Here is a 25,049-nt window from a genome sequence, read left to right on the forward strand (position 1 = left end):
CTGCAGTGAAAATAAATCGATTTATTCGTTTTATTTGAGTTATTCGTTTTCCGATGGCATAAAATTGTTGCTGGTATGAATTAAACAGGTGGCGCGCCATGCCCGCCACACCTTCCAGCAGGAGTCTGTCATGCGCAATAATTTTCCGGTCACCGATGTCGAGATCGAACTGAGCGACACTGAAACGATCGTCTCGACCACGGATTTGCAAGGCAACATCACCTACGCAAACACGTACTTCATCGCCATCAGCGGCTACACCGAAGAGGAGCTGATCGGTGCGCCCCAGAACATCCTGCGCCATCCCGATATGCCGGTCGAGGCGTTTGCCGATATGTGGGCCACGATCCGCTCGGGCCGGTCCTGGACGGGCATGGTCAAGAACCGTTGCAAGAACGGCGACGCCTACTGGGTAATGGCCAACGCTACCCCGGTCATGGAAAACGGCAAGGCTGTCGGCTACATGTCGGTGCGCACGAAGCCGACGCGGGCCCAGATCACGGCGGCTGCCGAACTCTATCGCAACCTCAAGGCGGGTACCGCCGGTAATATCCGTCTTCAGCAAGGCATGGTGCGCGCGACCGGACTACGCGGCTTGCTGGCGGCCGCAACCCATATGACGCTGCGCCGCCGCATCGCGCTGAACCTGACGGGCCAGTGCGCGATGCTGCTGCTGCTGATGGGCTTTCACCTGCTCGACGGCGCAGTCCGGTTCCCCCACCTCGAAACCCCGCTCGGCATATTGACCGGGGCCGCTGGCGTGTCGTTGCTTTACTTCTGGTACGCGTTACACGCAACCCTGCTGCGGCCGATGGAAGTAGCGCGTCAGGCTTGCCAGACCATGGCGGGCGGCGACCTGAGCGTGAATTTCAGCAGCGACCGGCAAGATGAAATGGGTCAGTTGATGCGGGCCATGCACCAGCTGCGGGTCAACCTGCAATCCATCGTGGGCGACGTGCGCACCAACTTCCAGCAAATCAGCGTGGCGACTGCGGAGATCGCGACCGGCAATATGGATCTGTCGGGGCGTACCGAGTCCCAGGCCTCGGCGCTCGAAGAGACCGCGTCGAGCATGGAAGAACTGGCCTCGACCGTCCAGCAGAACAGCGCCAGCGTCGGCCAGGCCAGCACCATGGCCGAGGCCGCCGACGGCACGGCCGTAAGCGGTGGTCTCATCGTCGGCGAAGTCATTGCCACGATGGACGAGATATCGGAGGCGTCGCGCAAGATCGGCGACATCATCGGCATCATCGAAGGCATCGCCTTCCAGACCAATATCCTGGCCCTGAACGCTGCCGTCGAAGCGGCCCGTGCCGGCGAGCAGGGGCGCGGGTTTGCCGTCGTCGCCAGCGAAGTGCGCAATCTGGCCCAGCGCAGCAACACCTCTGCGCAGGAAATCAAGCGACTGATCGCCGCCTCGATCAGCAACGTCGAGGCCGGCGCCGCCCTCGCCGTACGCGCCGGGGAAACCACCCAGCAGGTGCAGGCGGCCGTGCGCAAAGTCAGCGGTCTGATGAACGAAATCGCCTCCGCCTCGCGCGAACAGGTCGCGGGCATTGGCCAGGTCAACGACGCCGTCACGCAAATGGACGGCGTGACCCAGCAGAACGCCGCCCTGGTGGAGCAATCGGCCGCCGCCGCCGCCGCCCTGCAGGAACAGACGCTCAAGGTGGTGCAGGCGCTGGCCGTGTTCAAGCTGGCCCGTAGTGCAGCGCCAGGGTCCATGCCAGCAACGCCGCCGCGCCGTTCTGCGGGCGTCGCCCGCACCGCCGCGCTGCAGCTGGCCCTGCCATGATCGGGAGTGGTCGGCAAGCCCCGCCGGTCCCGCGTGCCGGTCTGAAGAAAGTCGCCATCAAGCAGTTACGGCCGGGAATGTATGTAGAACAACTATGCTGCTCGTGGATCGACACGCCGTTCTGGCAATCGTCCTTCCTGATCGAATCGGCGGCGCAAGTCGGGCGCATCGCGACCAGTCGCGCCACTGAAGCCTGGATCGATACCGAGCGCGGACTCGATGTCGAACCCGCACCGGAGGCGAGCGCCACGGCGCCGGCCGCACCGGGCGCTGCAGACGCCACGGTGTTTCGCTTCCGCCCTGCCCCACGCGCCACGATGGACGACGAACTCGGCCGCGCCGCCGTGCTGCTCGACCAGTCGAAGCGCGCCCTGTTCGACATGTTCAACGAGGCGCGCATGGGCTGCGCAATCGAGGTGCGCGACGCCATGCCAATGGTCGAATCCATCGCCGCCTCGGTGCTGCGCAACCCTGGCGCACTGATCGGCCTGGCGCGCCTGAAGACCGCCGACAATTACACGTACATGCATTCGGTGGCAGTCTGCGCGCTGATGATCGCGCTCGCGCGCCAGCTGGGCCTCGACGACCATCTCGCGCGCGAACTGGGCCTGGCCGGCCTGTTGCATGATGTCGGCAAGATGGCCGTCCCGGCCGAGGTGCTCAATAAACCGGGCAGCCTGACCGAGGACGAGTTTTGCGTCGTGCGCGGCCATCCGGCCAAGGGCCACGCCATGCTGCTGGCTTCGCCCGGCGTCGGTCCGGTTGCACTGGAAGTGTGCCTGCACCACCACGAGCGCCCGGACGGCCGGGGCTATCCGCATCGGTTGTCGGGTGACGATCTGGGCCTGTATGCGCGCATGGGGGCTGTCTGCGATGTGTACGACGCCATCACGTCGAACCGCCCCTACAAGGCGGGCTGGTGCCCGGCCGATTCGCTGCGGCGCATGGCCGAATGGGCGCGCGCCGGGCAATTCGACGAGGCGGTGTTTGCCGCCTTCGTCAAGTGCCTCGGCATCTATCCCGTGGGCACGCTGGTGCGTCTGCAATCGGGCCGCCTCGGCGTCGTTGCGGAACAGCCCTGCGGCAAATCGCTGCTGCTGCCCAAGATCAAGGTGTTCTTCTCGACCCGTGCACGGACTTATATCCGGCCGGAGCTGATCGACCTGGGGGCGCCGGGCGCGCGCGACGCCATCGTTGGATGCGAGAACGCTGCAGATTGGGGCTTGCGAGACATTGACCGGTACTGGCTTGGCGATGGCGTCGCGAAGGTGCCCTGAATTGACACAGAGAATACTTGGGGCAATTCGACCGGACTAGCTGACGGTTTGTCAGCGACCCGGGCTGCGCGCGACGCAGTGCTTTGGCCACGGCGTCAATCGAACCGCTGTCGTTCTTTACTGCAGCGTGGTACAGATGCTCACCTGGGCGCAGAGGTGCCAGCCTTGGCGCATACTCACAATACAATAGATGAGCAGTATTCCAAACAAAAGAATTTCTACGTAAAAAATTAAATTTTCTGCGAGCACTTATAGCGACGGGTGAATCAATCATGGAGATTCATTCAATTAACAATAATTTACCAAATGGAATAAATTGTTATTATGCTTGTCGGTAAAATTTACACAACTACCAATTAGATAATGGCTGTATTTACAAGCGGTTGTTAACTAAGGATTTTATTGATGTGGCCCAGTTATTGCTTACTAAAAAAGCTCATCCACCAACTGGGGAAATATAATGAAAAACATGTTTGCTAAACTGTCAGTAGCAGCTGCGTTGGTAACGTGCGGTGCCGCTCAGGCAGCGCCAATCCCATATTCACCTGCAGGTACGGAAAACACTCAGCCGTATACATTTGTTGCAACATCCACCGGTATTGTAACGGGCTATTTTGCCGGCTCGACAGCGAATTACACGAATGAAGTGTCCATGCTTGTTAATGGTGTAGCCACCGGCGTTTATGGACTGAATAATCAGACATCGGTATATGGTCAGTCATTCGACTTCGGGCCTGTTGTTCAAGGCGACGTCCTGGTGTTCGTTCTAAAGAATCTCGAACCAGGCAATGTTGGGCCGTGGTATTCCCAAACCAGTCTGAATAGCGACTTGGTCAACCATGTTTATTCGTCTAACTACGCTGGTGATGCAAATATGATTGCCGGGATCTATGTCGCTTTCGAAGATCTGAATAATGGCGGTGACTTTAACTACAATGATGTAAGTTTTGTTTTCGCCAATGTCTCGGAAGTTCCTGAGCCCGCATCCGTCGCCTTGCTGGGGCTCGGTTTACTGGGTCTCGGAATGAACCGTCGCAAGAAACAGCACAGTGCGTAAGTAACGCTTGTTACCTATCGGCTGGCGGCTGCAAATAGCGCTGGCATGATTTATTACTTCAGGCTGCTCATTATCGAGCAGCCTTTTCCGTTTTGGCCAGCCAGAGAAAATCATACTCACACCGGCTCTTCCTGCGCTGGCCGGCTGACAGCGCGCCGGCGGCGACCAGTGCTGTGCAAGGGTATTCGCAAGGGGGAAAGCTTCGGAAACGAAAAAGGCCAACCTCTCGGCTGGCCTGACTCGTTGATTCTATTGGTCGGGGCGAGAGGATTCGAACCTCCGACCCCGTGCACCCCATGCACGTACGCTACCAGGCTGCGCTACGCCCCGACTAGTCAATAATTATATCAGAGCCACAAAAAAAATCTTGCGCTTTTGCCATACCCATCGCGGCGGTATGGCCCGGCGCTGACTTCCGCTTATTTCCGCTTACTTCCACTCCCCACGCAACGTCATCACCTGCTGCTGCAGATATTCCGGCGTCGCCAGCTCCGGTGCTACTGGCGTGCCCACCGCCAGCGACAGTTGTGAGCGCATGCCGCGTGCGATGCGCCGGCCGAACAGGTTGCCCTGGTCACGTGTAAACCAGCTGCCCCACAGGCCGCGCAGCGCCATCGGGATCACCGGCACCTTGTTGCGCTCGACGATCTTGGTGATGCCGCTCCGGAATTCGCTCATCTCGCCCGTCTTGGTCAGGCGCCCTTCCGGGAAGATGCAGACCAGCTCGCCGTCATGCAGTGCGTGGGCGATGTCGACGAAGGCCTTTTCCATCGTCCACGGGTCTTCCTTGGCCGGCGCGATCGGGATCGCATTGACGGCGCGGAAAATCCAGCGCAGGAACGGCGTCTTGAAGATGCGGTGATCCATCACGAAACGGATCGGGCGCGGGCTGGCTGCGTTGATAACGATCGCATCGACGTAGCTCACGTGATTGCAGACCAGCACCGCCGGGCCGTCGGCCGGGATGTGCGAGGTGTCGATCATGCGCACGCGATAGACGGTATGGATCAAAATCCAGGCCAGGAAACGCATCAGGAATTCCGGCACCAGCGAGAAGATATAAATCGCCACCACCACATTGAGCAGCGCCGTGGTCAGGAAGAGTTCCGGAATCGAGAAGCCCTGTCCCAGTAGCAGGATCGCCACGCCGGCCGAGGCCACCATGAAGACCGCGTTGAGGATGTTCATGCCGGCAATCGTGCGCGAGACGTGCTTCTGGTCGCAGCGCGTCTGGATCAGCGCGAACAGCGGCACAATGAAGAGGCCACCGAACACGCCGATCATCACCAGGTCGAACAGGATACGCAAGGCGCCCGGCTGGCCCAGCAGCGCCAGCCAGTCGACAATTGCCGTACCCGCCGTGAAGCCCGAGCTGGCGAAATACAGGTCGATGCCAAACACCGACAAGCCGATCGAGCCGAACGGCACCAGGCCGATCTCGACCTTGTGGCCCGACAGGCGTTCGCACAGCAGCGAGCCGGCGCCGATGCCGAGCGAGAACACGGTCAAGAGCAGCACAAACACGCTGTGGTCACCGCGCAGGTAATCCTTGGAAAACACGGGGAACTGGGCCAGCAGCAGCGCGCCATAGAACCAGAACCACGAGTTGCCGAGCATCGACAGAAACACGGTGCGGTTCTTGCGCGAGAACGCCAGATTGCGCCACGATTCGGCAATGATGTTGCGGCTGATGCGCAGCTCTGGCACCGGCGCCGGCGATGGCGGGATGCGCCAGCTGGCCAGCAGGCCCAGCACGGCGAAGAACAGCGTCGCGCCGGCCACCAGCATGATGCCGTTCGGCCTGCCAACCAGCACCGCGCCGGCCACTTCGCCCAGCAGGATGCCGACGAACGTTCCCATTTCGACGACGCCATTGCCGCCAACCAGTTCATCGGGCTTCAGGTTTTGTGGCAGGTAGGCGTACTTGACAGGCCCGAACAGCGTCGAGTGCATGCCCATGCCGATCACGGCCGCGATGAGCAGCCACAGATTGTGCGTCATCCAGCCGATACCGGCGACCAGCATGATCGCGATCTCGGCGATCTTGACGATGCGCGCGAGCCGAGCCTTGTCGAACTTGTCGGCGAGCTGGCCGGCCGTGGCCGAGAACACCACGTACGGCAGGATGAACAGGCCGGGGATCAGGTTGTTGATGAGCGAGGGGTCGAGCGTGGTCCAGTTCAGCGCGTCGTAGGTCATCACGACCAGGAGTGCCGTCTTGAACAGGTTGTCGTTGAACGCGCCCAGGAACTGGGTCCAGAAAAAGGGGGCGAAACGGCGCTGGGTCAGCAGGGAGAATTGGCTCGGTTGGCGCATGCTGGAGGGCTCGGGTGACTAGGATGCCGTAATGTACAACGGCAAGCACGGCCGAACAAAGCATGTTTCTCATATTCATGCTTGCGTATTCGCATCTGATACTGGAGGTCGTGGCCGGCGATACGAAGCAGCCCTGAAGAATCACGCTGCACTACCCGGCCCGCATGATGCGGGTGACCCTAAGCCAAGCGGCCACCCCATGGTTCTACGCTACTTAGCCCAGCGACTCCAGGCGAATCCGCGTGACCTTGCCAATCACGGCCGGCATTGCCTCGATTCTGGCAATTGCTGCATCGATGCTCTTCTCCTGCGTCTGGTGCGTGAGCATGATGATGTCGATATTGGTCTGGTTGCCCGGCTCTTTCTGCAGCACGGCGTCGATCGAGATATTGCCGTCGGCCAGGATGCGCGTCAGGTCGGCCATCACGCCCAGCTGATCCTGCACGTGCACGCGCAGGTAGTAGCTGGTGGTGATGTCGGCCATCGGCATGATCGTCACGTCGCTCATCTGGTTTGGCTGGAACGCCAGGTGCGGCACGCGGCCGGACGGGTCCACGGTGGCCAGGCGCGTCACATCGACCAGGTCGGCGATCACGGCCGATGCGGTTGGCTCTGCGCCAGCGCCCTTGCCGTAGTACAGCGTGACGCCCAGGGCATCGGCATGCACCAGCACGGCGTTCATCGCGCCCTCGACATTGGCGATCAGGCGCGCGGCCGGGATCAGGGTCGGGTGCACGCGCAGCTCGATGCCTTCGCCGGCGGCAGTCGTGGTGCGGCGGGTGATGCCCAGCAGCTTGATGCGGTAGCCCAATTGTTCGGCGTAGCGGATGTCCACCGCCTGCAACTGGCTGATGCCTTCCACATAGGCCTTGTCGAACTGCACCGGGATGCCGAAGGCAATCGCCGACATGATCGTCAGCTTGTGCGCAGCATCGACGCCTTCGATGTCGAAGGTCGGATCGGCCTCGGCATAGCCCAGCGCCTGCGCCTGGGCCAGCACGGTGGCGAAGTCCAGGCCCTTGTCGCGCATCTCGGACAGGATGAAGTTGGTGGTGCCGTTGATGATGCCGGCCACCGATTCAATGCGGTTGGCAGTCAGGCCTTCGCGCAGCGCCTTGATGATCGGGATGCCGCCGGCCACGGCGGCCTCGAAGGCGACGATCACGCCCTTCTCTTGTGCAGCGGCGAAAATCTCGTTGCCGTGCAGCGCCACCAGCGCCTTGTTGGCGGTGACCACATGCTTGCCGTTGGCAATGGCTTGCAGCACCAGTTCGCGCGACAGCTCGTAACCACCGATCAGCTCGACGACGATGTCGATATCGGGATGGTTCACCACGGCGAACGGGTCGCTGACGACTTCCACGCCATCGCCGGTGACCGTGCGTGCGCGCTCGGTATTGCGCGCGGCGACCATCGTCACTTCGATGCCGCGGCCGGCGCGGCGGCGGATGTCTTCCTGGTTGCGCTTGAGTACATTAAAGGTACCGGCACCAACGGTGCCGATGCCCAGCAGGCCAACTTGAATCGGTTTCATAAAATCTGTTTCTCGTGAGGTCTGGGCGCGACGCGCTGGATCAGGCGTGGCGCCGTCGGTAACCGTCGAGGAAGCGCGCAATGCGTCCGCAAGCGTCGGTCAGGTCGTCGGAATTAGGCAGGAACACCAGCCGGAAATGGTCCGGGGCGATCCAGTTGAAGCCGGTGCCTTGCACCAGCAGCACTTTTTCCTCGGTCAGCAGTTCGCAAATGAACTGCTGGTCGTCCGTGATCGGGTACATCTTCGGATCGAGGCGCGGGAACATGTAGAGCGCAGCTTTTGGCTTTACGCAGGACACGCCCGGTATATCGGTAAGCAGTTTGTAGGCGAGATCGCGCTGCCGGAGCAGACGCCCGCCCGGGCCCACCAGGTCGTTGATGCTCTGGTGGCCGCCCAGCGCGGTCTGGATCGCGAACTGGCCCGGCGCGTTGGCGCACAGGCGCATCGAGGCCAGCATGTTCAGGCCGTCGATATAGCCCTTGGCATGGCGCTTCTCGCCCGAAACCACCATCCAGCCGGCGCGGTAGCCACACGAGCGGTAGTTCTTCGACAGGCCGTTCAGGGTCACGAACAGCACGTCGTCGGCCAGCGACGCCATCGAGACGTGCTCGGCCATGTCGTACAGCGTCTTGTCGTAGATTTCGTCGGCGTAGATGATCAGCTGGTGCTGGCGCGCCAGTTCGATGATCTCGAGCAGCACTTCGCGCGGATACAACGCGCCGGTGGGGTTGTTCGGGTTGATGACGACGATGGCGCGCGTGTTTGGCGTGATCTTGCTGCGCATGTCGGCGATGTCGGGCATCCAGCCGGCGCCTTCGTCGCAGATGTAGTGGCGCGGCGCGCCGCCGGCCAGGCTGACAGCGGCGGTCCACAGCGGATAGTCGGGCGCCGGCACCAGCACTTCGTCGCCATTGTTCAGCAAGCCCTGCATCGACATGACGATGAGTTCGGACGCCCCGTTGCCCAGGTAGATGTCGTCGATCGTCACGCCGGTGATGTTTTTCTCTTGCGTGTAGTGCATGATCGCCTTGCGCGGCGCGAACATGCCTTTGGAGTCCGTATAGCCGGCCGCGCCATGCATATTGCGGATCATGTCGCTGACGATCTCGTCCGGCGCATCGAAGCCGAACACGGCGAGGTTGCCGATATTGAGCTTGATGATCTTCTGGCCGTCTTCTTCCATCTGGCGCGCCTGCTCCAGGGCCGGTCCGCGGATCTCGTAGCAGACGTCGTCGAGCTTGTTCGATTTGGCAATCGGTCGCACAGTATCCCCTGGAAAATCGCCTGCACTGTTGCAGTGCGCAAAAATACCATTCTGCCCAAAGCGCACGGTTTAGGCAACCTTGCCGATCCGGTTACAATGGGCATCCGCACAGTCACCGCTTACCAGCGTCTACTTCGCCTATCGCCATGAAGCTCCATTCCGACAATACCCAGCAATACCAGACCGTCACCGGCGTCGATGCCAGCGGCGTCGAGATCAATGCCCAGCGTTACGACTACAGCCTGACGCTGCTGCCCGAGGTCCCGCCGCGCCCGTGGAACGTCACCGATTTCGACCAGCTCACCGCCGCCCACTTCGATGAACTGGCGCAGGATGCGCCGGACGTCGTCATCCTCGGCACCGGCCCGCGTCAGCGCTTCGTGCACCCGCGCCTGGTGACCAGCCTGTCGAGCCGGCACATCGGCGTGGAAAGCATGGACAACGGCGCCGCCTGCCGCACCTACAACGTGCTGATGGGCGAAGGCCGCAAGGTCACGCTGGCCCTGATCCTCGAACGCACCGCCTGAATCGCTACAACAGCGGTTCAACAGGGCCGCAAACGTTTCAATCCGGGTAAATATTGCGATTCTGCCCACAAGAGTACTAGCGGCGGATAGCACCGACGGATTATCATGGGGTGCCGCTCCCCGCCATGGCGCGCCGGGAGGGTCACCCTGCAGCTGCGCTGCGACCGTCAGGAGAAACCCGTGGCCGAGAGCCAACTTGCAACCTTTGCCCCCTTCACCGCCCCGATGACGGGCGAGAAACCGTTCGAACTGCTCGGCCGTCCCGCCAAGTACACGGTGCTGTACTTCTACCCGAAAGACAATACCCCTGGCTGCACCACCGAGAGCATTGCCTTTCGCGAAGCGTATCCCGAGTTCCAGGCACTGGGCGCCGACATCTACGGCTTGTCCCGCGATTCGCTGCGCTCGCACGAGAACTTCAAGTCCAAGCTCGGCCTGCCGTTCGAACTGATCTCGGACGCCGATGAAGCCGTGTGCACGCAGTTCGACGTCATGAAGATGAAGAACATGTATGGCAAGAAAGTACGGGGGGTCGAGCGCAGTACGTTTGTCATTGACGCTCAAGGCCGATTGGTGAAAGAATGGCGTGGCGTGAAGGTCAGTGACCATGTGACTGAAGTGCTGGAATTTCTGAAGAGCCAGCCCTGACAATGGATGGCTCCAGTTTGTTCAACCTGCTGGATCGCTACCGCCTATTTTGAGTCGACCTGTAATTCAACCTGTCCTGCATCTGCACTATCCCCACCCGGTTGCCCGCCGGGCCGGCGCATTTCCCGGCTCGGCCGTGTTGCAACAGTTCAACCGTAACGCCCCTTTTCCCTGTTTAGTTGCGTCATTTCGTGCGCCAGCGCCATGTGGCCCGCGCGCGCACGGTCTTCCAGACTTTTTTTAGATTGAGAACCTGATGCCACTGCCAAAAATGCCAAATGAACCAGCAACCATGCTGCTGGTCAAAGATTACCCCAAGGCCGAACCCGGTCGTTCGCCGGTGCGTTCGATCTCGGCCAAGCCCGATCCTGAAGTCGATGACCTGATCAGCGGTCAAGCCGTGCCGACGCCGAAGTCGCGCGCACGCCGCAAAGCGCAAGACACCCTCGCCGCGGCGCAAGCACCCGTGCGTGCTGCCCCGGTTGCCGAAGCGAAGCCGCAGGCTGCTCCTGAAGTTGCCTCCAACGCTGCCCCGAACGCAGCGCCTCAAGCTGCACCTCAGGCACCGAACGTTGCCCCGATCTCGGCCAAGCTGCGCGAGCAGGATGCCGAGCAACTCCATTCCACCAAGCAGAAGCCAGTGGAAGCGCCAGTCAAGTCGTCCACCAGCCGCAAGGCCGACCGTTCGGGCCTGACCAAGGTGTTCGTGCTCGACACCAACGTGCTGATGCATGACCCAAGCTCGCTGTTCCGTTTCGAGGAACACGACGTCTATCTGCCGATGATGACGCTTGAGGAGCTCGACAACCACAAGAAGGGCATGTCCGAAGTGGCGCGCAATGCACGCCAGGTGTCGCGCACGCTCGACGCCCTGATCGCCAACGTCGACGACGACGCGATCGAGTCCGGCATTCCGCTGTCCAAGCTGGGCAACAAGGATGCCAAAGGGCGCCTCTTGTTCCAGACCCGCCTGACGAGCGCGCCGCTGCCGGAAGGCCTGCCGGAAGGCAAAGCCGACAACCAGATCCTAGGCGTCGTGCGCGCACTCGAGCAGCAGCAAGCGGGCCGCGCGATCGTGCTGGTGTCGAAAGACATCAATATGCGCATCAAGGCGCGCGCCATCGGCTTGCCGGCTGAAGACTACTTCAACGACCACGTGCTGGAAGACAGCGACCTGCTGTACTCGGGCATCGTCCAGCTGCCGGACAACTTCTGGGACACGCACGGCAAGGACGTCGAATCGTGGCAGGAAAACAAGAACGGCAACTCGGCGACTTACTACCGCGTGACCGGTCCCTTGATTCCGACGCTGCTGGCGAACCAGTTCGTCTACATGGAGCCGAAGGATGGCCAGTCGCCGCTGTACGCCCAGGTCAAGCAGATCGACGGCAAGACCGCCGTGCTGCAAACCCTGCGCGACTATAGCCACAACAAGAACAATGTGTGGGGCATCACGGCGCGCAACCGCGAGCAGAACTTCGCACTGAACCTGTTGATGAATCCGGAGTGCGACTTCGTCACGCTGCTGGGCCAGGCCGGTACCGGCAAGACCCTGCTGGCCCTGGCCGCCGGCCTGGCGCAAGTGCTCGAGACCAAGCTCTACAACGAGATCATCGTCACCCGCGTGACGGTGCCGGTCGGTGAAGACATCGGTTTCCTGCCGGGCACCGAAGAAGAGAAAATGTCGCCATGGATGGGCGCATTCGACGATAACCTCGAGGTGCTGATGAAGTCCGACGGCGATGCCGGTGACTGGGGTCGCGCGGCAACGCAGGACCTGATCCGCTCGCGCATCAAGATCAAGTCGCTCAACTTCATGCGCGGCCGTACGTTCGTCAACAAGTTCCTCATCATCGACGAAGCGCAGAACCTGACGCCCAAGCAGATGAAGACGCTGGTCACGCGCGCCGGTCCTGGCACCAAGATCCTGTGTCTGGGTAATATCGCGCAGATCGACACGCCGTACCTCACCGAAGGCTCGAGCGGCCTGACCTATGTGGTCGACCGCTTCAAGGGCTGGAACCACGGTGGCCACGTCACGCTGGCACGCGGCGAACGCTCGCGCCTGGCCGATCACGCCAGCGACGTGCTGTAATAAGTTTTACCGCCTGCCTCGTAGGCGCAGTACCGCAACGCCCGCCCTTACCGGCGGGCGTTCTTTTTGGCGCAGCATTTCTGGGTCACCACGGCTCCAATGATGACAAACCCGCTATGATCGAGGCTGGGTAGAATTGTCCCTAGATCACCTGGCAGGAATGCATCATGAAATTTCGTTTTTGGGGAGTACGCGGTTCGATCCCGTCTCCGGGGCCACGCACGGCGCGCTATGGCGGTAACACGACCTGCATCGAGGTGCGCACCGATGACGACACGCTGATCGTGCTCGATGGCGGCACCGGCCTGTTCCCGCTGGCCCAGCACCTGCTGGCCCAGCCGCCCGTGCACGCCAATCTCTTCATCACGCACAGTCACTGGGATCACATCCATGGCCTGCCCTTTTTCACGCCGCTGTTCGTCAAGGGCAGCCGCGTGCGCCTGCATGGCGCGCACGATCCGGTCACGGGCCGTGGCATCGAGCACGTGATGGGTGTGCAGCTGCAAAACAGCTATTTCCCGGTCGGCGAAACGGACATGAGCGCCACCATCGAGTACTGCACGCTGACGATCGGTGAACCGATCGCGGTGGGCGATGCGCTGGTGGCGAACGTGGTGACGAACCACCCGGTCACCAACCTCGGCTACCGCATCGACTGCAACGGCAAGTCGGTGTTCTTCACGGGTGACCACGAGCCCTGGTACAACCCGCATGCGGCCGGGAACCCGCTGCACGCGGCGGCCGAGACGCAGATGCGCGAAGCCGAACGTCGCATGGACGCCGTGATGGCGGGCGTGGACGCGCTGATTGTCGATTGCTCGTACACGCGCGACGAATACCCGTCCAAGCGGGGCTGGGGCCATGGCACCTTTGACGGCGCCATCGCGATGGCACTGCGCGTTGGCGCACGCACGCTGTACTGCACGCACCACGAACCGACCCGCGGCGACGATGAACTCGAGACGGTGTTTGCCGAAGTAATGGCGCGCCATGCCGGCTGCCTGGGCGAGCTGCAGGTGCTGCTGGCCTACGAAGGCCTCGCCGTCGATCTCGGCTAGCCGACGTCACGCCCACGCTCACCTGTCAATTCTGTCAGGATAACGCCCGCGGCTTCCGGCGTAGAATGATGTGCGGCTGTCAATACCGAACAGCCACTCTACCGAGCCTGCCACCATGACCTTTCCGCTGACATCACTCATCACCTCGTGCGCTGCCGCCCTGCTGCTGGCCGCTTGCACCAGCCCTGCCCCTGCCAGCCCTGCACCCGACGGCGCAAAGACGGCGAGCGTGCGCGAAGAACGCAGCACCCCGATCGGCACCTACCTGCCACGCAAGAAAGGCCAGACGGCCAACAACGCCGGCACCGTCAGCGAGGTCGAGCGCGAGAACATGAAAAATTCCAGCGTCGGCACGGGCGCGATGACGCAGCACTGACGCGGCACTGAGGCGCGGCACTGCGGCGCGGCACTGCGGCGCGGCATCCGCAAACAGAAAACGGCGCCGAGGGCGCCGTTTTCAATGGTGGTCAAGCCACGATTACATGATCTTGGTGCCGATCCACCAAGCCACCGCCGCCATGAAGGCCGACGCCGGAATCGTGAAGATCCACGCCCACACGATATTGCCCGCTACACCCCAGCGCACGGCCGAGGTCTTGCGCGCGGCGCCCACGCCAACGATGGCGCCGGTGATCGTGTGCGTCGTCGACACTGGAATGCCGAACGCGCTCGAGAGCAGCAGCGTGACCGCGCCGCCCGTTTCGGCGCAGAAACCGCCGACCGGCTTGAGCTTGGTGATCTTCTGGCCCATGGTCTTGACAATGCGCCAGCCGCCGAACAGCGTGCCGAAGGCAATCGCCGCGTAGCACGAGATGATGACCCAGGCCGGTGGATATTCGGCCGTCGCGCTCGTGTAGCCCGCTGCGATCAACAGCATCCAGATGATGCCCATCGTCTTTTGCGCGTCGTTGCCACCGTGGCCCAGCGAATACGCCGCGGCCGAGACCAGTTGCAGCTTGCGGAACAGATTGTCGACTTTTCGGGGCGTCGACTTCACGAAGATCCAGGCCACCATCAGCATGATGATCGAGCCCAGCGCAAAGCCCAGCAGCGGCGCGACGACGATGAACGCCACGGTCTTGATCAGGCCACCCGAGATCAGCGAGCCGGTGCCCGCCTTGGCCACGGCCGCGCCCACCAGGCCGCCGATCAGCGCGTGCGACGACGACGAGGGAATACCGTAGTACCAGGTGATGACGTTCCACGAGATCGCCCCGACCAGGGCGCCAAAGATCACGTAATGGTCGACCACATGCGGGTCGATCGTGCCCTTGCCGATGGTTTGGGCGACCTTCATGTTGACCACGAAGATCGCGATGAAGTTGAAGAATGCCGCCATTGCGACGGCGTGCTGGGGTTTCAGGACCCCGGTCGAGACCACGGTGGCAATCGAGTTTGCCGAATCGTGAAAACCGTTCATGAAGTCGAATACCAGTGCCAGGAGCACGAGCATTCCCAGCACGTAGATGCTGATGTTGAGATTATCCATGGTTATGCAGGTCTGCGACGCTTACGCGTTTTCGACGATGATGCCTTCAATGATGTTGGCCACGTCTTCGCAGCGATCGGTGACCGTCTCGAGAATCTCGTAGATGGCCTTCATCTTGATCAGGTTGCGCACGTCCGGCTCGTCGCGGAACAGCTTGGACATCGCGGCGCGCATCACATGGTCGGCGTCCGATTCCAGGCGGTCGATCTCTTCGCACAGCGCGACGATCTTGGCAGCATTGTCCATATTGTGCAGCAGGGAGACGGCTTCCTCCACCTTCAGGCAGCAGGCCAGGCACAGCTCGGCCAGACGTTTGGCTTCCGGCGTGACCGCTTGCAGGTCGTACAGCGAAATCGTCTGGGCCGCGTCTTCCATCATGTCCAGGATGTCGTCCATGCGCGTGATCAGCTTGTGGATGTCGTCGCGGTCGATTGGCGTGATGAAGCTCTTGTGCAGCAGGTCGACCGTGGCATAGGTGATCTTGTCAGCCTGCTTTTCGATCGTCTCGATCGCATGGGTGCGGGTTTCGAGGTCGTCGAAGTTGGTCATCAGGCTGACCATTTCCTGCGCCCCTTTGACGCACAAGGCGGCGTGCTGATTGAAAAGATCGAAAAACTTGCCCTCGGTGGGCATGAAACGTCCAAACATAGATTCTCCGTATTGACTCTCTGGGATTACGCGGTCGCGCCGAAAATGCGGCCACGCGTAAAGGCGGCCATTAAAACATCAATGGCCGCCTTGGTGTTACTACAAATGGTTATTTAGTCACCCTGATACACAGACAGGTTGCCGCTGTAATTGCCGAACTTGGTGTACTGGCCGATCCAGGTCAGGCGGATCGCGCCAATCGGACCGTTACGCTGCTTGCCGATGATGATCTCGGCCGTGCCCTTGTCGGGCGAATCGGGGTTGTAGACCTCGTCGCGGTACAGGAAGATGATGACGTCGGCATCCTGCTCAATTGCGCCGGATTCGCGCAAGTCGGACATCACGGGGCGCTTGTTCGGCCGTTGCTCCAGCGAGCGGTTCAGCTGCGACAACGCCACCACCGGACACTGCAGCTCCTTGGCCAGGCCCTTGAGCGAACGTGAAATCTCCGAGATTTCCGCCGTGCGGTTGTCGCCCGGCTGGCTACCCTGCATCAGTTGCAGGTAGTCGACGATGATCAGGCCCAGCTTGCCGCACTGGCGTGCCAGGCGCCGCGCACGCGCCCGCATCTCGATCGGGTTCAGCGCCGGGGTTTCGTCGATGTACAACTGGGCGTCGTTCATCTTCTGGATGGCGTGCGTCAGGCGTGGCCAATCCTCGTCGTTCAGGCGGCCCGTACGCAGGCGGTGCTGGTCGAGCTGGCCGACCGAACCCAGCATACGCATGGCCAGCTGGGTGCCACCCATCTCCATCGAGAAGATCGCCACCGGCAGACCGGCCTCGATCGCGACGTTCTCGCCGATATTGACGGAGAACGCGGTCTTGCCCATCGACGGACGGCCGGCAACGATGACGAGGTCGCCCGGCTGCAGGCCCGACGTCATGCGGTCGAGGTCGATGAAGCCGGTGGGCACACCGGTAATTTCGCCCTGGTTCTCGCGGCTGTAGAGCTCGTCGATACGCTCGACGACCTGCGTCAGCAGCGGCTGGATCGGATTCCAGCCCTGCTGGCCGCGCGAGCCGGATTCGGCAATCGCAAAGATCTTGGACTCGGCTTCGTCGAGCATCTGCTTGACTTCCTTGCCCTGCGGGTTGAACGCATTGCCCGAGATTTCATCGGCCACGGTGATCAGCTTGCGCAGGATGCCGCGGTCGCGCACGATCTCGGCGTAGCGCCGGATATTCGCAGCGGACGGCGTGTTCTGCGCCATCGCGTTCAGGTATTGCAGGCCGCCCACGTCATCGGCCTTGCCGAGCTGGTTGCAGGCTTCGTAGACGGTGATCACGTCGGCCGGTTTGCCGCCGTTGATCAGGCGCACCATCTGTTCGAAGATGATGCGGTGGTCGTAGCGGTAGAAGTCTTCCGCGTTCATGAAGTCGGCGATACGGTCCCACGCGGCGTTATCGCGCAGCAGGCCGCCAATGACGGATTGCTCGGCTTCGATGGAGTGCGGGGGGATGCGCAGGGCGTCGAGTTGCGGATCTGGAGATGCTGCGTTCATGGGCGGGATTATACCTTTTCCAGTCCTGTGACTGACATGGTTGGAAAGCCGAAAAGCAAAAAAGCCGGGCGAACCCGGCTTTTTCAGAACTGCGTGCTCAGCACATGTACAGCGTGTGCTTAGGCAGCTTCGCCCACAACGGCGACGGTGATTTCCGACACGACGTCGGTGTGCAGAGCGACTGCAACCGGGAATTCGCCGGTGGTTTTCAGCGGGCCGGTCGGCAGGCGCACTTGCGACTTCTCGACAGCGAAACCTTGCTTGGTCAGCGCTTCGGCGATGTCGAAGTTGGTGACCGAACCGAACAGACGGCCATCAACGCCGGCCTTCTGGCCGATGGTGACGGTCATGCCGCTCAGCTTGTCGCCTTCGGCCTGGGCAGCCGACAGCTTTTCAGCTGCTGCTTTTTCCAGTTCAGCGCGCTTGGCTTCGAACTCGGCGACGGCGCCGGCGGTAGCGCGGCGGGCCATCTTTTGTGGGATCAGGAAGTTACGTGCGTAACCGTCCTTGACCTTGACGACGTCGCCCAGGTTGCCGACGTTGACTACTTTTTCCAACAGAATGATTTGCATAGTGATCTCCAGATGTCTGACTGTCGTGACCGACGATTAACCGTGGTGCAGGTCGGTGTACGGCAGCAGCGCAAGGTAGCGTGCGCGCTTGATCGCGGTGTCGACCTGACGCTGGTAGTGCGCCTTGGTGCCGGTCAGACGTGCTGGCATGATCTTGCCGTTTTCCTGGACGAAGTCCTTCAGGGTGTCGACGTCCTTGTAGTCCACCTGCTCAACGCCAGCGGCGGTGAAGCGGCAGAATTTCTTGCGCTTGAACAGCGGGTTTTGCTGTTTGCGCTTCTCTTTGAGTTTCGCTTTGTTTTTGTCGAACTTTTTACCGAATGCCATTTGAGGCTCCTGTATCTAAATTGCCGGGTTAAGCGGCACTGAAATCAATGATGTGAAACACCAGGGCTTTGCTGTTGCGATTTTTCCGTGCAAGAAATCCGTTGAACCTGTAGCTGGCGCCCAATTCGGCGCTGGCAAACCTGCCCGAAATCTCACCCGCGGCGAACGCGGGGACCTCGAACGCGACCGACCTTTCGACTCCGGCCTCTTCCTGCTGCGATTCGTGCATCAGGACGGCTGAAACAATTGGCACACCGGCCGGGGTGTAACGCAGTACGTCGCGCTCGGCGATGGTCGCCATGAGCTGGAGGTGGTTTGCGTTATGCACCCGGTGTTACTGGTTACTACGAATAACTGGGAAAAACTTAAGCAGCAGCAGGCGCTGGCGCAGCGGCTGGAGCGGCTGCTGGCGCAGCGGCTTCGGCACGGTGGCTCTTGGCTGCGTCTTCGCGCTGTACCGATTTCATCATCGGCGACGGTGCGGTTTCAGCTTTTTTCAGCTTGACGGTCAGGTGACGCAGAACCGCATCATTGAACTTGAATGCAGTTTCCAGCTCGACCAGGGTCTCGTTGTCGCATTCGATGTTCAGGCAGATGTAGTGTGCTTTTGGCAGCTTCTGGATCTGGTATGCCATCTGGCGGCGGCCCCAGTCTTCAACGCGATGGATGTTACCGCCGCGGCTGGTCACCGTGGTCTTGTAACGCTCGATCATCGCCGGGACTTGTTCGCTCTGGTCCGGATGGACGATAAACACGATTTCATAATGACGCATGCATTACTCCTTGAGGACGTTTAACAAATGCCCACCTCGGCGTCAAGACGAGTGTGGGAAGGGAAAGCCGGCAATTATAACCCGAATATCGGTGACTTGGAAACCCCCGAAGATGCGATGTCGCCTCGTTAAGCGCTGCAACTGGCATATCTGACTCGACAATTCCACGGTTTTGACGGCTGTTTGCACCATGAATCGCGATTTTCACGATATTTTTTGCGTTTCCCCTTGCGCGCGCGAGAATACTGTACAAAAATACAGGTTACATACATAACCGGTTGCTGTAACACATTTATGCTAAAGCTCACTGCACGGCAAGAACAGATCCTGAACCTGATCAAGGAAGCGATCGAGAACACCGGTTTCCCCCCAACCCGGGCTGAAATCGCTTCTGAATTGGGTTTCCGCTCGGCCAATGCGGCTGAAGAACATCTGCAAGCACTGGCGCGCAAGGGCGCCATCGAAATTTCGCCGGGCACATCGCGCGGCATCCGCCTGATCGGCGCGAGCGTCGAAGCGATCCCGATGCCGCCGCCGTCGTTCATGTCGCTGCCGCTGGTCGGGCGCGTCGCGGCGGGCAATCCGATCCTGGCGCAAGAGCACGTCGAAGCCACCTACAACGTCGACGCGGCCATGTTCGCGGCGCGGCCAGATTTTCTGCTGAAGGTCAAAGGCTGGTCGATGCGCGACGCTGGCATCATGGATGGCGACTTTTTGGCGGTCAAGAAAATCGACAGTGCCAAGAACGGGCAGATCGTGGTTGCGCGCCTGGGCGACGAAGTCACGGTCAAGCGCTATCGCAAGACGGGTGACCTGGTCGAACTGCTGCCAGAAAACCCCGACTTCGACATCATTGCCGTCTCGCCAGACGAAGAGTTCGCGCTCGAAGGTCTGGCTGTCGGCTTGATGCGTAGCTGGAACTGATGTAACGGCGCCGGCCTCCCCGGCCGGCGCCTGTTCTGCCCTGCCCTACTTAGTTCGACGCCTTCTTCACCACGGCATTGTGCTGGTTGATGAATGCCTCGGTGGCATTACGCCACGCTGCAAAATCCGCCAGGATCATCTTTGAATTGACCTTCGCGCCTTCCGCGATATTCTGCCGCACCTGTTCCAGGTAGGCTGCCGAGGCGTCCGCCTCCTGCTTGTTCATCAGCTTGGCGATATCGGCCGGAATCTTCTTCGTCAGCGGCGACTGCGCGTTCAGGTTCGTCACCATCTTGTTGTAGCAATCCTGCCAGCCGGTCACCAGCTTGTTGACGCGATCGATCTCGTCATTCACCTTCGACACGGCCGGAATGCGCGGCGACGGGCAGCGGTATTCGCCCGACTGCAAGTCGGCGCCGTCGTAGCCCTTGATCCAATAGTCGATCTCGGCGCGCTTCGTGACACGCTCTTCCATGACGACCAGCGATTGGGCCGCGACCTTGTTGCCTTTGGCGGCCGACTTTTCGAACAGCGCCTTGGCGGCCGCCTCATCGACGGTGCCCGCTTCACCATACCAGTACATCTGGCCCAGTTGCTGCTGCGCTTGCGCATTGCCGGCATTGGCCAGCTTGGTATACAGCTTGAGCGCGCCCGCGTAATCCTTCTTTTCGAACAGCGCATTGGCGTCTTCCAGCTCGCCCGCATAGGCGGCGCTGGCAATAGTCAGAGAAAGGCAGAGCAGAAAACGTTTCATGGGCATCCGAAGAAAATGACAAGCTGACGATGGGGCATCATAGCCCCCTTTTACAGCCGGACTCAACCGTAAAAATGACAAGGCCGGCATTGCGCCGGCCTTCTTTGCATGGCTTTACGCCGTGCTTACGCGTCCAGCGCCTGGCGGAAGTCTTCGACCAGGTCGTCGGTGTCCTCAATGCCCACCGACACGCGGATCAGCGACTCGGCGATGCCCATGCTGGCACGGCGCTCGGCGCCCATCTCGAAGAAGATCGTGTGCGCCACCGGGATGACCAGCGTGCGGTTGTCGCCCAGGTTCGAGGCAGGAATCGCCAGCTGCAGGCGGTTGAGGTAATCGAACGGATCGATGGACTCGTGCAGCTCGAAACTGAGCAGCGAACCGCCGGCGCGGAACAGCGACGTGACGATACCGTGCTGTGGATGCGACGCCAGGCCCGGGTAGTGGACCTTGGACACGCGCTCGTCCGCCTCCAGCATGGTGGCCAGCGCCAGTGCATTGGCGCAGGTACGGGTCATGCGCAGCGCCAATGTCTCGGCGCCAACGGCGATATGATGCGCCGCTTCCGGCCCGAGCGACGCGCCGAAGTCGCGCAGCGCTTTCGCACGCAGTTGCGCCATGCCCTGAGCGTGCGCCGGCTGCTTGCGAAAGTTCGGTGCGATGTTCGGATACGCGCTCCAGTCGAACAGACCGGTGTCGGTCAGCGCGCCGCCGAGCGCGATACCGTGACCGCCAATCGACTTGGTCAGCGAATTGACGACCAGCCCGGCGCCCACGCTTTTCGGGCGGAACAGCCATGGCGAGGTCATCGTGTTGTCGACCACGTACAGAATGCCCCGCTTTCGGCACAGCTCGCCGATGCGGGCCAGGTCCGCCACTTGCGTACGCGGATTGGCGATCGTCTCGACAAACACCATGCGCGTGTTCGGCGTCAAGGCTGCTTCGACCTGCGCCACGTCGGTCGCATCGACAAAGGCGACATCGACGCCCTGCCCCGCCACCGTCTGCCACAGGCTGTTGGTATTACCGAACAGGAAGCTCGACGAGACGATGGCGTCGCCCGCCTTCAGCAGCGCCTGGAACAGCGCGCCGATGGCCGCCATGCCGGTGCCGAAGCACAGCGTGGCGACGCCATCTTCCATCTTGCTGACCTTGTCCTCGAGCGCGCTGATGGTCGGATTGCCCTGGCGACCGTAACGGAAGCCCGGCTCCTTGCCCTGGAACACGGACGCCAGCTGACGCGCATCCGTGTAGCCGAACGCAACCGACGTGTGGATCGGCTTGTGCAGCGAACCGTGCTCGATCGGCTTGTGCCGGTCGTTGTGCAGGATCGTCGTGGTAAAGCCGTAGGTCTTTTTCTCGCTCATGCTTACTCGGCTGGAACGGCAGGGTTCAGATTCAGTTGGGTGCGGACCTGGTCTTCATCCTTGGCAGCAGGATTGTGACGCGCGGTTTCCTGGCGATCAAGGTATTCCGGGGTCACGTCGCCCGTCACGTAGATGCCGTCGAAGCACGACGCCTCGAAGTTCTTCAGTGCCGGATTGACATCCGAAATCGAACGCTTGAGGGCGTCGATGTCCTGGTAAATCACGCGGTCGGCCGTGATCTCGCGGCAGACTTCTTCGGTCGTGCGGCCGTAGGCGATCAGCTCGTCGCGGGTCGGCATGTCGATGCCGTACACGTTCGGGTACAGCACCGGTGGCGCGGCCGACGCGAAGTACACCTTGCGCGCGCCGGCTTCACGGGCCATCTGCACAATCTCGCGGCTGGTGGTGCCGCGCACGATCGAGTCGTCGACCAGCAGCACGTTCTTGTCCTTGAACTCGGAAGTGATGGCATTGAGCTTCTGGCGCACCGATTTCTTGCGCATGCCCTGGCCCGGCATGATGAAGGTGCGGCCGATGTAGCGGTTCTTGATGAAGCCTTCGCGGTATTCCACGCCCAGTTTCAGCGCCAGCTGGATGGCAGCCGGACGCGACGAATCGGGAATCGGCATGACGACGTCGATGTCTTCGACCGCGATTTCACTGAGCACCTTGTCGGCCAGGTATTCACCCATGCGCAGGCGCGTGGCGTAGACCGAGGCGCCGTCGATCACCGAGTCCGGGCGGGCCAGGTAGACGAATTCGAATGCGCACGGGTTGAGCGATGGATTTTCGGCGCACTGGCGCTCGGACAGCTTGCCATCGTTGGTGATGAAGACCGCTTCGCCCGGCGCAATGTCGCGCATGAAGCGAAAGCCCAGGCCCTCGAGGGCGACCGACTCGCTGGCCACCAGGTATTCGTTGCCGTTTTCGGTTTCGTTCACGCCCAGGCACAGCGGACGGATGCCGAACGGATCGCGGAAGGCCAGCATGCCGTGGCCGGCGATCTGTGCAACGACAGCGTAGGCGCCACGCACGCGGCGGTGCACGACAGCGACCGCCTTGAAGATCGCGTCGGCGTCGAGCGAGAAGCCATCGGCTGCTTCCTGGATTTCGTGGGCCAGCACGTTCAGCAGCACCTCGGAATCGGAATCGGTGTTGATGTGACGGCGGTCGTTGCGGAACAGCTCATCCCTGAGCTGGGCCTGGTTGGTCAGATTGCCGTTGTGCGCGAGCGTGATGCCGAATGGCGCGTTGACGTAGAACGGTTGCGCTTCTTCTTCGCTCGACGAACCGGCGGTCGGATAGCGGCAGTGGCCGATTCCGGTGTTGCCCTGCAGCGAACGCATGTTCCGGGTACGGAAAACGTCACGTACCAGGCCGTTGGCCTTGAACATCGAGAACATGCTGCTGTGATTGGTCGCAATGCCCGCAGCGTCCTGGCCGCGGTGCTGCAGCAGCAGCAATGCATCGTACAGAAGCTGGTTGACGGGAGACTGCGAAACGACGCCGACGATGCCACACATGAGGTGCTCCTAAAAGCTTGGGTGCAAAATGACAGAAAACTGCGAATACAGCGAATACTGGTCTGGTAATACGGATTCAGTAATTAATATGCTCCGCGAAGGCAGCGGGCAAGAATGGTTTGACGGTGCGCGCGCCGGTCTCGGCAATGGGCGACAACAGCGCGTCGCGCCAGAATGCCTGCTGCGGGATTGCCGTCATCCCGCACAATATGACGCCGGCCAGCACGATCACAATGCCCCGCGCCAGGCCGAACAGGCCGCCCAGGCCCCGGTCCGCCAGCGACAGGCCGGTGGCGGCAACCACCGCACCGATCGCCATCGACAGCAGGCCCATCAGGATTCGTACACCAAGGAACAGCACGATGAAGGCAGCCATCAGGCGCGCACTCCCGCCCGGAATCACCTCGGGCAGCAAGGGCGCGAGCTGGGCGCCGTAGACATTGGCCAGCACGAAGGCAACGACCCAGCCCACCAGCGACAGGATTTCCTTTACCAGGCCGCGCAGCGTGCTGATCACGACGGACGCGATCAGCACGAACAGCACCAGGTAATCGAAAATCGTCACGCGGCAGCGAGGATCAGAGTGGCACCATCGAGCCGGACAGACCGATGCCGCTCAGTTTGGCGCGCACTTTCTCTGCTTCTTCCTTGCTGAACGGGCCGACCCGCACGCGGATCAGTTCGCCAGACTTCTGGGTGAACGAGGCAACGCCGGCAGCGCGCAGGCGGCTTTGCAACTCGGTGACTTTTTCCTGGCTGGCCAGCGCGGCAACCTGCACCACGAAGCGCGGCGCCGGGTCTTCGGCCTTGACCGTCTTCGGTTCGGCCTTGGCGGCTGGCTTGTCTTCGAGAATCGCGATGGCACGGGCGGCGTCGTCCGGACGGGCCGGCTTGGCGACCTGCTCGGCCTTCGGATGCGACTCGGCGGCTTTCTCGGTGACCTTGACCGGCTTTTTCTCGGGCTCGGGCTTTTTTTCGGGCTCTGGCTTGCGCTCGGCCTTGACGGGCTCGGGCTTGGTCACCGGCTTGGCTTCGGGTTCTGCCTTTGGCTTGGCTTCAGGCTTCGGCTTCACGGTCTCGACTGGCTTGACGGTCTCGACTGGCTTGGCTGGCTCGAGCATGCGCATTGGCGGCACCTCGCTGGCCACTGGCGCTGCGGCCACGGCGACCGGCGGCGTGCGCGTGCCGGCCGGCGGCGCCGGGACGGGCTCGATGATCTCTTCGTCGCTGTCGACGCTGGCCGTTGGCGCGACCTGCTCGGACGGCACCGGCAGCGGCGCAGCCTTGTCCTTGTCGGGGATGTGGATCGCGATGTCGGTGGCCAGCGGCTTGGGCTCGGAATCGAGCAGCATCGGCAGGGCCACGACGGCGGCCAGGACCAGCGCAATGGCGCCGACCAGGCGACGGCGCGCGCGTTTTTTCTCGGGCAGGATCGGATCGCCACGGCTCGAGCGGCGACCGCCCTCACCTGCCGAGCTGGCACGCTTGGAGCGTGCGCGCTCGGTGTAGGCGGCCTCGTCGTCCTTGACGAAGTGACCGCTGTCGCGAACAGTTTCTTGCTTGTTTTTAGTGCCGAACGAGAACAAGCCCATGCGATTG

Annotated in this window: 24 protein-coding genes and 1 tRNA gene; 9 read left to right on the forward strand and 16 right to left on the reverse strand. The window is 61.5% G+C overall.

Annotation, left to right across the window (positions count from 1 at the left end):
• Positions 1–130 precede the first annotated feature (130 nt).
• The 3 genes from AC1MGT_RS04915 (at position 131) to AC1MGT_RS04925 (ending at position 4,129) form a co-directional block, all read left to right on the forward strand.
• Positions 131–1,795: a methyl-accepting chemotaxis protein gene (locus tag AC1MGT_RS04915; protein WP_499503249.1), complete on the forward strand. Its 1,665-nt coding sequence runs from the start codon at positions 131–133 to the stop codon at positions 1,793–1,795.
• Positions 1,792–3,072, forward strand: a complete 1,281-nt coding sequence (locus tag AC1MGT_RS04920; protein WP_499503250.1) for an HD-GYP domain-containing protein — start codon at positions 1,792–1,794, stop codon at positions 3,070–3,072. Before AC1MGT_RS04915 ends, AC1MGT_RS04920 begins: the two co-directional genes overlap by 4 nt.
• Before the next feature lie 460 nt (positions 3,073–3,532).
• Positions 3,533–4,129 carry a DUF4114 domain-containing protein gene (locus AC1MGT_RS04925; protein ID WP_499503251.1) on the forward strand — a complete coding sequence of 199 codons (597 nt, stop codon included), beginning with the start codon at positions 3,533–3,535 and terminating at the stop codon, positions 4,127–4,129.
• A gap of 253 nt (positions 4,130–4,382) precedes the next feature.
• Here the strand turns inward: AC1MGT_RS04925 and AC1MGT_RS04930 are convergent.
• The 4 genes from AC1MGT_RS04930 to AC1MGT_RS04945 all read right to left on the reverse strand — a co-directional run bounded on the left by AC1MGT_RS04930 (position 4,383) and on the right by AC1MGT_RS04945 (position 9,243).
• A tRNA-Pro gene (locus AC1MGT_RS04930) sits at positions 4,383–4,459 on the reverse strand.
• A gap of 99 nt (positions 4,460–4,558) precedes the next feature.
• Positions 4,559–6,445, reverse strand: a complete 1,887-nt coding sequence (locus AC1MGT_RS04935) for an MFS transporter (protein WP_499503252.1) — start codon at positions 6,443–6,445, stop codon at positions 4,559–4,561.
• A gap of 214 nt (positions 6,446–6,659) precedes the next feature.
• On the reverse strand, positions 6,660–7,979 hold the full coding sequence (locus tag AC1MGT_RS04940; RefSeq protein ID WP_499503253.1) for a homoserine dehydrogenase: 1,320 nt from the start codon (positions 7,977–7,979) through the stop codon (positions 6,660–6,662).
• A 40-nt stretch (positions 7,980–8,019) separates the two neighbouring features.
• Entirely contained in the window at positions 8,020–9,243 is a 1,224-nt protein-coding gene (locus AC1MGT_RS04945; RefSeq protein ID WP_183555505.1) for a pyridoxal phosphate-dependent aminotransferase, read from the reverse strand.
• A 146-nt stretch (positions 9,244–9,389) separates the two neighbouring features.
• On the opposite strand from AC1MGT_RS04945, the gene AC1MGT_RS04950 reads away from it, so the two are divergent.
• From AC1MGT_RS04950 to AC1MGT_RS04970, 5 genes are all read left to right on the forward strand, one after another.
• Positions 9,390–9,770 carry an Mth938-like domain-containing protein gene (locus AC1MGT_RS04950; RefSeq protein WP_499455028.1) on the forward strand — a complete coding sequence of 127 codons (381 nt, stop codon included), beginning with the start codon at positions 9,390–9,392 and terminating at the stop codon, positions 9,768–9,770.
• Positions 9,771–9,950: 180 nt separating this feature from the next.
• A complete protein-coding gene (locus AC1MGT_RS04955) occupies positions 9,951–10,418 on the forward strand; it encodes a redoxin domain-containing protein (protein ID WP_258835144.1) in 468 nt (155 codons plus the stop codon).
• Between the two features lie 256 nt (positions 10,419–10,674).
• Positions 10,675–12,513, forward strand: a complete 1,839-nt coding sequence (locus AC1MGT_RS04960; RefSeq protein WP_499503254.1) for a PhoH family protein — start codon at positions 10,675–10,677, stop codon at positions 12,511–12,513.
• Positions 12,514–12,680: 167 nt separating this feature from the next.
• Entirely contained in the window at positions 12,681–13,571 is an 891-nt protein-coding gene (locus AC1MGT_RS04965) for an MBL fold metallo-hydrolase (protein ID WP_499503255.1), read from the forward strand.
• A 115-nt stretch (positions 13,572–13,686) separates the two neighbouring features.
• Entirely contained in the window at positions 13,687–13,947 is a 261-nt protein-coding gene (locus AC1MGT_RS04970; protein ID WP_499503256.1) for a hypothetical protein, read from the forward strand.
• Between the two features lie 102 nt (positions 13,948–14,049).
• On the opposite strand, the gene AC1MGT_RS04975 is transcribed toward AC1MGT_RS04970, so the two are convergent.
• The 7 genes from AC1MGT_RS04975 to rpsF form a co-directional block, all read right to left on the reverse strand.
• Positions 14,050–15,060 carry an inorganic phosphate transporter gene (locus tag AC1MGT_RS04975; RefSeq protein WP_332531559.1) on the reverse strand — a complete coding sequence of 337 codons (1,011 nt, stop codon included), beginning with the start codon at positions 15,058–15,060 and terminating at the stop codon, positions 14,050–14,052.
• A gap of 21 nt (positions 15,061–15,081) precedes the next feature.
• Positions 15,082–15,708, reverse strand: a complete 627-nt coding sequence (locus AC1MGT_RS04980; RefSeq protein ID WP_332531558.1) for a DUF47 domain-containing protein — start codon at positions 15,706–15,708, stop codon at positions 15,082–15,084.
• Positions 15,709–15,821: 113 nt separating this feature from the next.
• Positions 15,822–17,210 (reverse strand): replicative DNA helicase, encoded by a 1,389-nt coding sequence (locus AC1MGT_RS04985; protein WP_183555512.1) that lies wholly within the window; start codon positions 17,208–17,210, stop codon positions 15,822–15,824.
• A gap of 119 nt (positions 17,211–17,329) precedes the next feature.
• Positions 17,330–17,782, reverse strand: coding sequence for a 50S ribosomal protein L9 (gene rplI, locus AC1MGT_RS04990; RefSeq protein WP_183555513.1), 453 nt, complete (start codon positions 17,780–17,782; stop codon positions 17,330–17,332).
• A gap of 36 nt (positions 17,783–17,818) precedes the next feature.
• Positions 17,819–18,109: a 30S ribosomal protein S18 gene (gene rpsR / locus AC1MGT_RS04995; protein ID WP_183555514.1), complete on the reverse strand. Its 291-nt coding sequence runs from the start codon at positions 18,107–18,109 to the stop codon at positions 17,819–17,821.
• A gap of 28 nt (positions 18,110–18,137) precedes the next feature.
• Positions 18,138–18,437: a primosomal replication protein N gene (gene priB / locus AC1MGT_RS05000; protein ID WP_258835148.1), complete on the reverse strand. Its 300-nt coding sequence runs from the start codon at positions 18,435–18,437 to the stop codon at positions 18,138–18,140.
• A 37-nt stretch (positions 18,438–18,474) separates the two neighbouring features.
• The gene (gene rpsF, locus AC1MGT_RS05005) at positions 18,475–18,882 is read right to left on the reverse strand and encodes a 30S ribosomal protein S6 (protein WP_183555516.1); all 408 of its coding nucleotides are present in this window, start codon (positions 18,880–18,882) and stop codon (positions 18,475–18,477) included.
• A 294-nt stretch (positions 18,883–19,176) separates the two neighbouring features.
• Between rpsF and lexA the strand changes: the two genes are divergently transcribed.
• Positions 19,177–19,806 (forward strand): transcriptional repressor LexA, encoded by a 630-nt coding sequence (gene lexA, locus AC1MGT_RS05010; protein ID WP_183555517.1) that lies wholly within the window; start codon positions 19,177–19,179, stop codon positions 19,804–19,806.
• A 49-nt stretch (positions 19,807–19,855) separates the two neighbouring features.
• Here lexA and AC1MGT_RS05015 read toward each other — a convergent pair whose 3' ends face one another.
• The 5 genes from AC1MGT_RS05015 to AC1MGT_RS05035 form a co-directional block, all read right to left on the reverse strand.
• Positions 19,856–20,560, reverse strand: coding sequence for a tetratricopeptide repeat protein (locus AC1MGT_RS05015; RefSeq protein ID WP_499503257.1), 705 nt, complete (start codon positions 20,558–20,560; stop codon positions 19,856–19,858).
• A 125-nt stretch (positions 20,561–20,685) separates the two neighbouring features.
• Positions 20,686–21,927 (reverse strand): cystathionine gamma-synthase family protein, encoded by a 1,242-nt coding sequence (locus AC1MGT_RS05020; protein WP_499503258.1) that lies wholly within the window; start codon positions 21,925–21,927, stop codon positions 20,686–20,688.
• A gap of 2 nt (positions 21,928–21,929) precedes the next feature.
• On the reverse strand, positions 21,930–23,450 hold the full coding sequence (purF, locus tag AC1MGT_RS05025; protein WP_499503259.1) for an amidophosphoribosyltransferase: 1,521 nt from the start codon (positions 23,448–23,450) through the stop codon (positions 21,930–21,932).
• Positions 23,451–23,526: 76 nt separating this feature from the next.
• Positions 23,527–24,015 (reverse strand): CvpA family protein, encoded by a 489-nt coding sequence (locus tag AC1MGT_RS05030; RefSeq protein ID WP_499503260.1) that lies wholly within the window; start codon positions 24,013–24,015, stop codon positions 23,527–23,529.
• 13 nt (positions 24,016–24,028) lie between these two features.
• On the reverse strand, positions 24,029–25,042 hold the full coding sequence (locus AC1MGT_RS05035) for an SPOR domain-containing protein (RefSeq protein ID WP_499503261.1): 1,014 nt from the start codon (positions 25,040–25,042) through the stop codon (positions 24,029–24,031).
• Positions 25,043–25,049 lie beyond the last annotated feature (7 nt).

The organism is Telluria sp. BA11, from assembly GCF_056680305.1.

What these genes read in the sequence shown, in the direction of transcription:
- AC1MGT_RS04915 (WP_499503249.1), top strand. Translation starts at nt 131, where the DNA reads ATGCGCAATAATTTTCCGGTCACCGATGTCGAGATCGAACTGAGCGAC.
- AC1MGT_RS04920 (WP_499503250.1), top strand. Translation starts at nt 1,792, where the DNA reads ATGATCGGGAGTGGTCGGCAAGCCCCGCCGGTCCCGCGTGCCGGTCTG.
- AC1MGT_RS04925 (WP_499503251.1), top strand. Translation starts at nt 3,533, where the DNA reads ATGAAAAACATGTTTGCTAAACTGTCAGTAGCAGCTGCGTTGGTAACG.
- AC1MGT_RS04935 (WP_499503252.1), bottom strand. Translation starts at nt 6,445, where the DNA reads ATGCGCCAACCGAGCCAATTCTCCCTGCTGACCCAGCGCCGTTTCGCC.
- AC1MGT_RS04940 (WP_499503253.1), bottom strand. Translation starts at nt 7,979, where the DNA reads ATGAAACCGATTCAAGTTGGCCTGCTGGGCATCGGCACCGTTGGTGCC.
- AC1MGT_RS04950 (WP_499455028.1), top strand. Translation starts at nt 9,390, where the DNA reads ATGAAGCTCCATTCCGACAATACCCAGCAATACCAGACCGTCACCGGC.
- AC1MGT_RS04960 (WP_499503254.1), top strand. Translation starts at nt 10,675, where the DNA reads ATGCCACTGCCAAAAATGCCAAATGAACCAGCAACCATGCTGCTGGTC.
- AC1MGT_RS04965 (WP_499503255.1), top strand. Translation starts at nt 12,681, where the DNA reads ATGAAATTTCGTTTTTGGGGAGTACGCGGTTCGATCCCGTCTCCGGGG.
- AC1MGT_RS04970 (WP_499503256.1), top strand. Translation starts at nt 13,687, where the DNA reads ATGACCTTTCCGCTGACATCACTCATCACCTCGTGCGCTGCCGCCCTG.
- AC1MGT_RS04975 (WP_332531559.1), bottom strand. Translation starts at nt 15,060, where the DNA reads ATGGATAATCTCAACATCAGCATCTACGTGCTGGGAATGCTCGTGCTC.
- AC1MGT_RS04980 (WP_332531558.1), bottom strand. Translation starts at nt 15,708, where the DNA reads ATGTTTGGACGTTTCATGCCCACCGAGGGCAAGTTTTTCGATCTTTTC.
- AC1MGT_RS04985 (WP_183555512.1), bottom strand. Translation starts at nt 17,210, where the DNA reads ATGAACGCAGCATCTCCAGATCCGCAACTCGACGCCCTGCGCATCCCC.
- rplI (WP_183555513.1), bottom strand. Translation starts at nt 17,782, where the DNA reads ATGCAAATCATTCTGTTGGAAAAAGTAGTCAACGTCGGCAACCTGGGC.
- rpsR (WP_183555514.1), bottom strand. Translation starts at nt 18,109, where the DNA reads ATGGCATTCGGTAAAAAGTTCGACAAAAACAAAGCGAAACTCAAAGAG.
- rpsF (WP_183555516.1), bottom strand. Translation starts at nt 18,882, where the DNA reads ATGCGTCATTATGAAATCGTGTTTATCGTCCATCCGGACCAGAGCGAA.
- lexA (WP_183555517.1), top strand. Translation starts at nt 19,177, where the DNA reads ATGCTAAAGCTCACTGCACGGCAAGAACAGATCCTGAACCTGATCAAG.
- AC1MGT_RS05015 (WP_499503257.1), bottom strand. Translation starts at nt 20,560, where the DNA reads ATGAAACGTTTTCTGCTCTGCCTTTCTCTGACTATTGCCAGCGCCGCC.
- AC1MGT_RS05020 (WP_499503258.1), bottom strand. Translation starts at nt 21,927, where the DNA reads ATGAGCGAGAAAAAGACCTACGGCTTTACCACGACGATCCTGCACAAC.
- purF (WP_499503259.1), bottom strand. Translation starts at nt 23,450, where the DNA reads ATGTGTGGCATCGTCGGCGTCGTTTCGCAGTCTCCCGTCAACCAGCTT.
- AC1MGT_RS05035 (WP_499503261.1), bottom strand. Translation starts at nt 25,042, where the DNA reads ATGGGCTTGTTCTCGTTCGGCACTAAAAACAAGCAAGAAACTGTTCGC.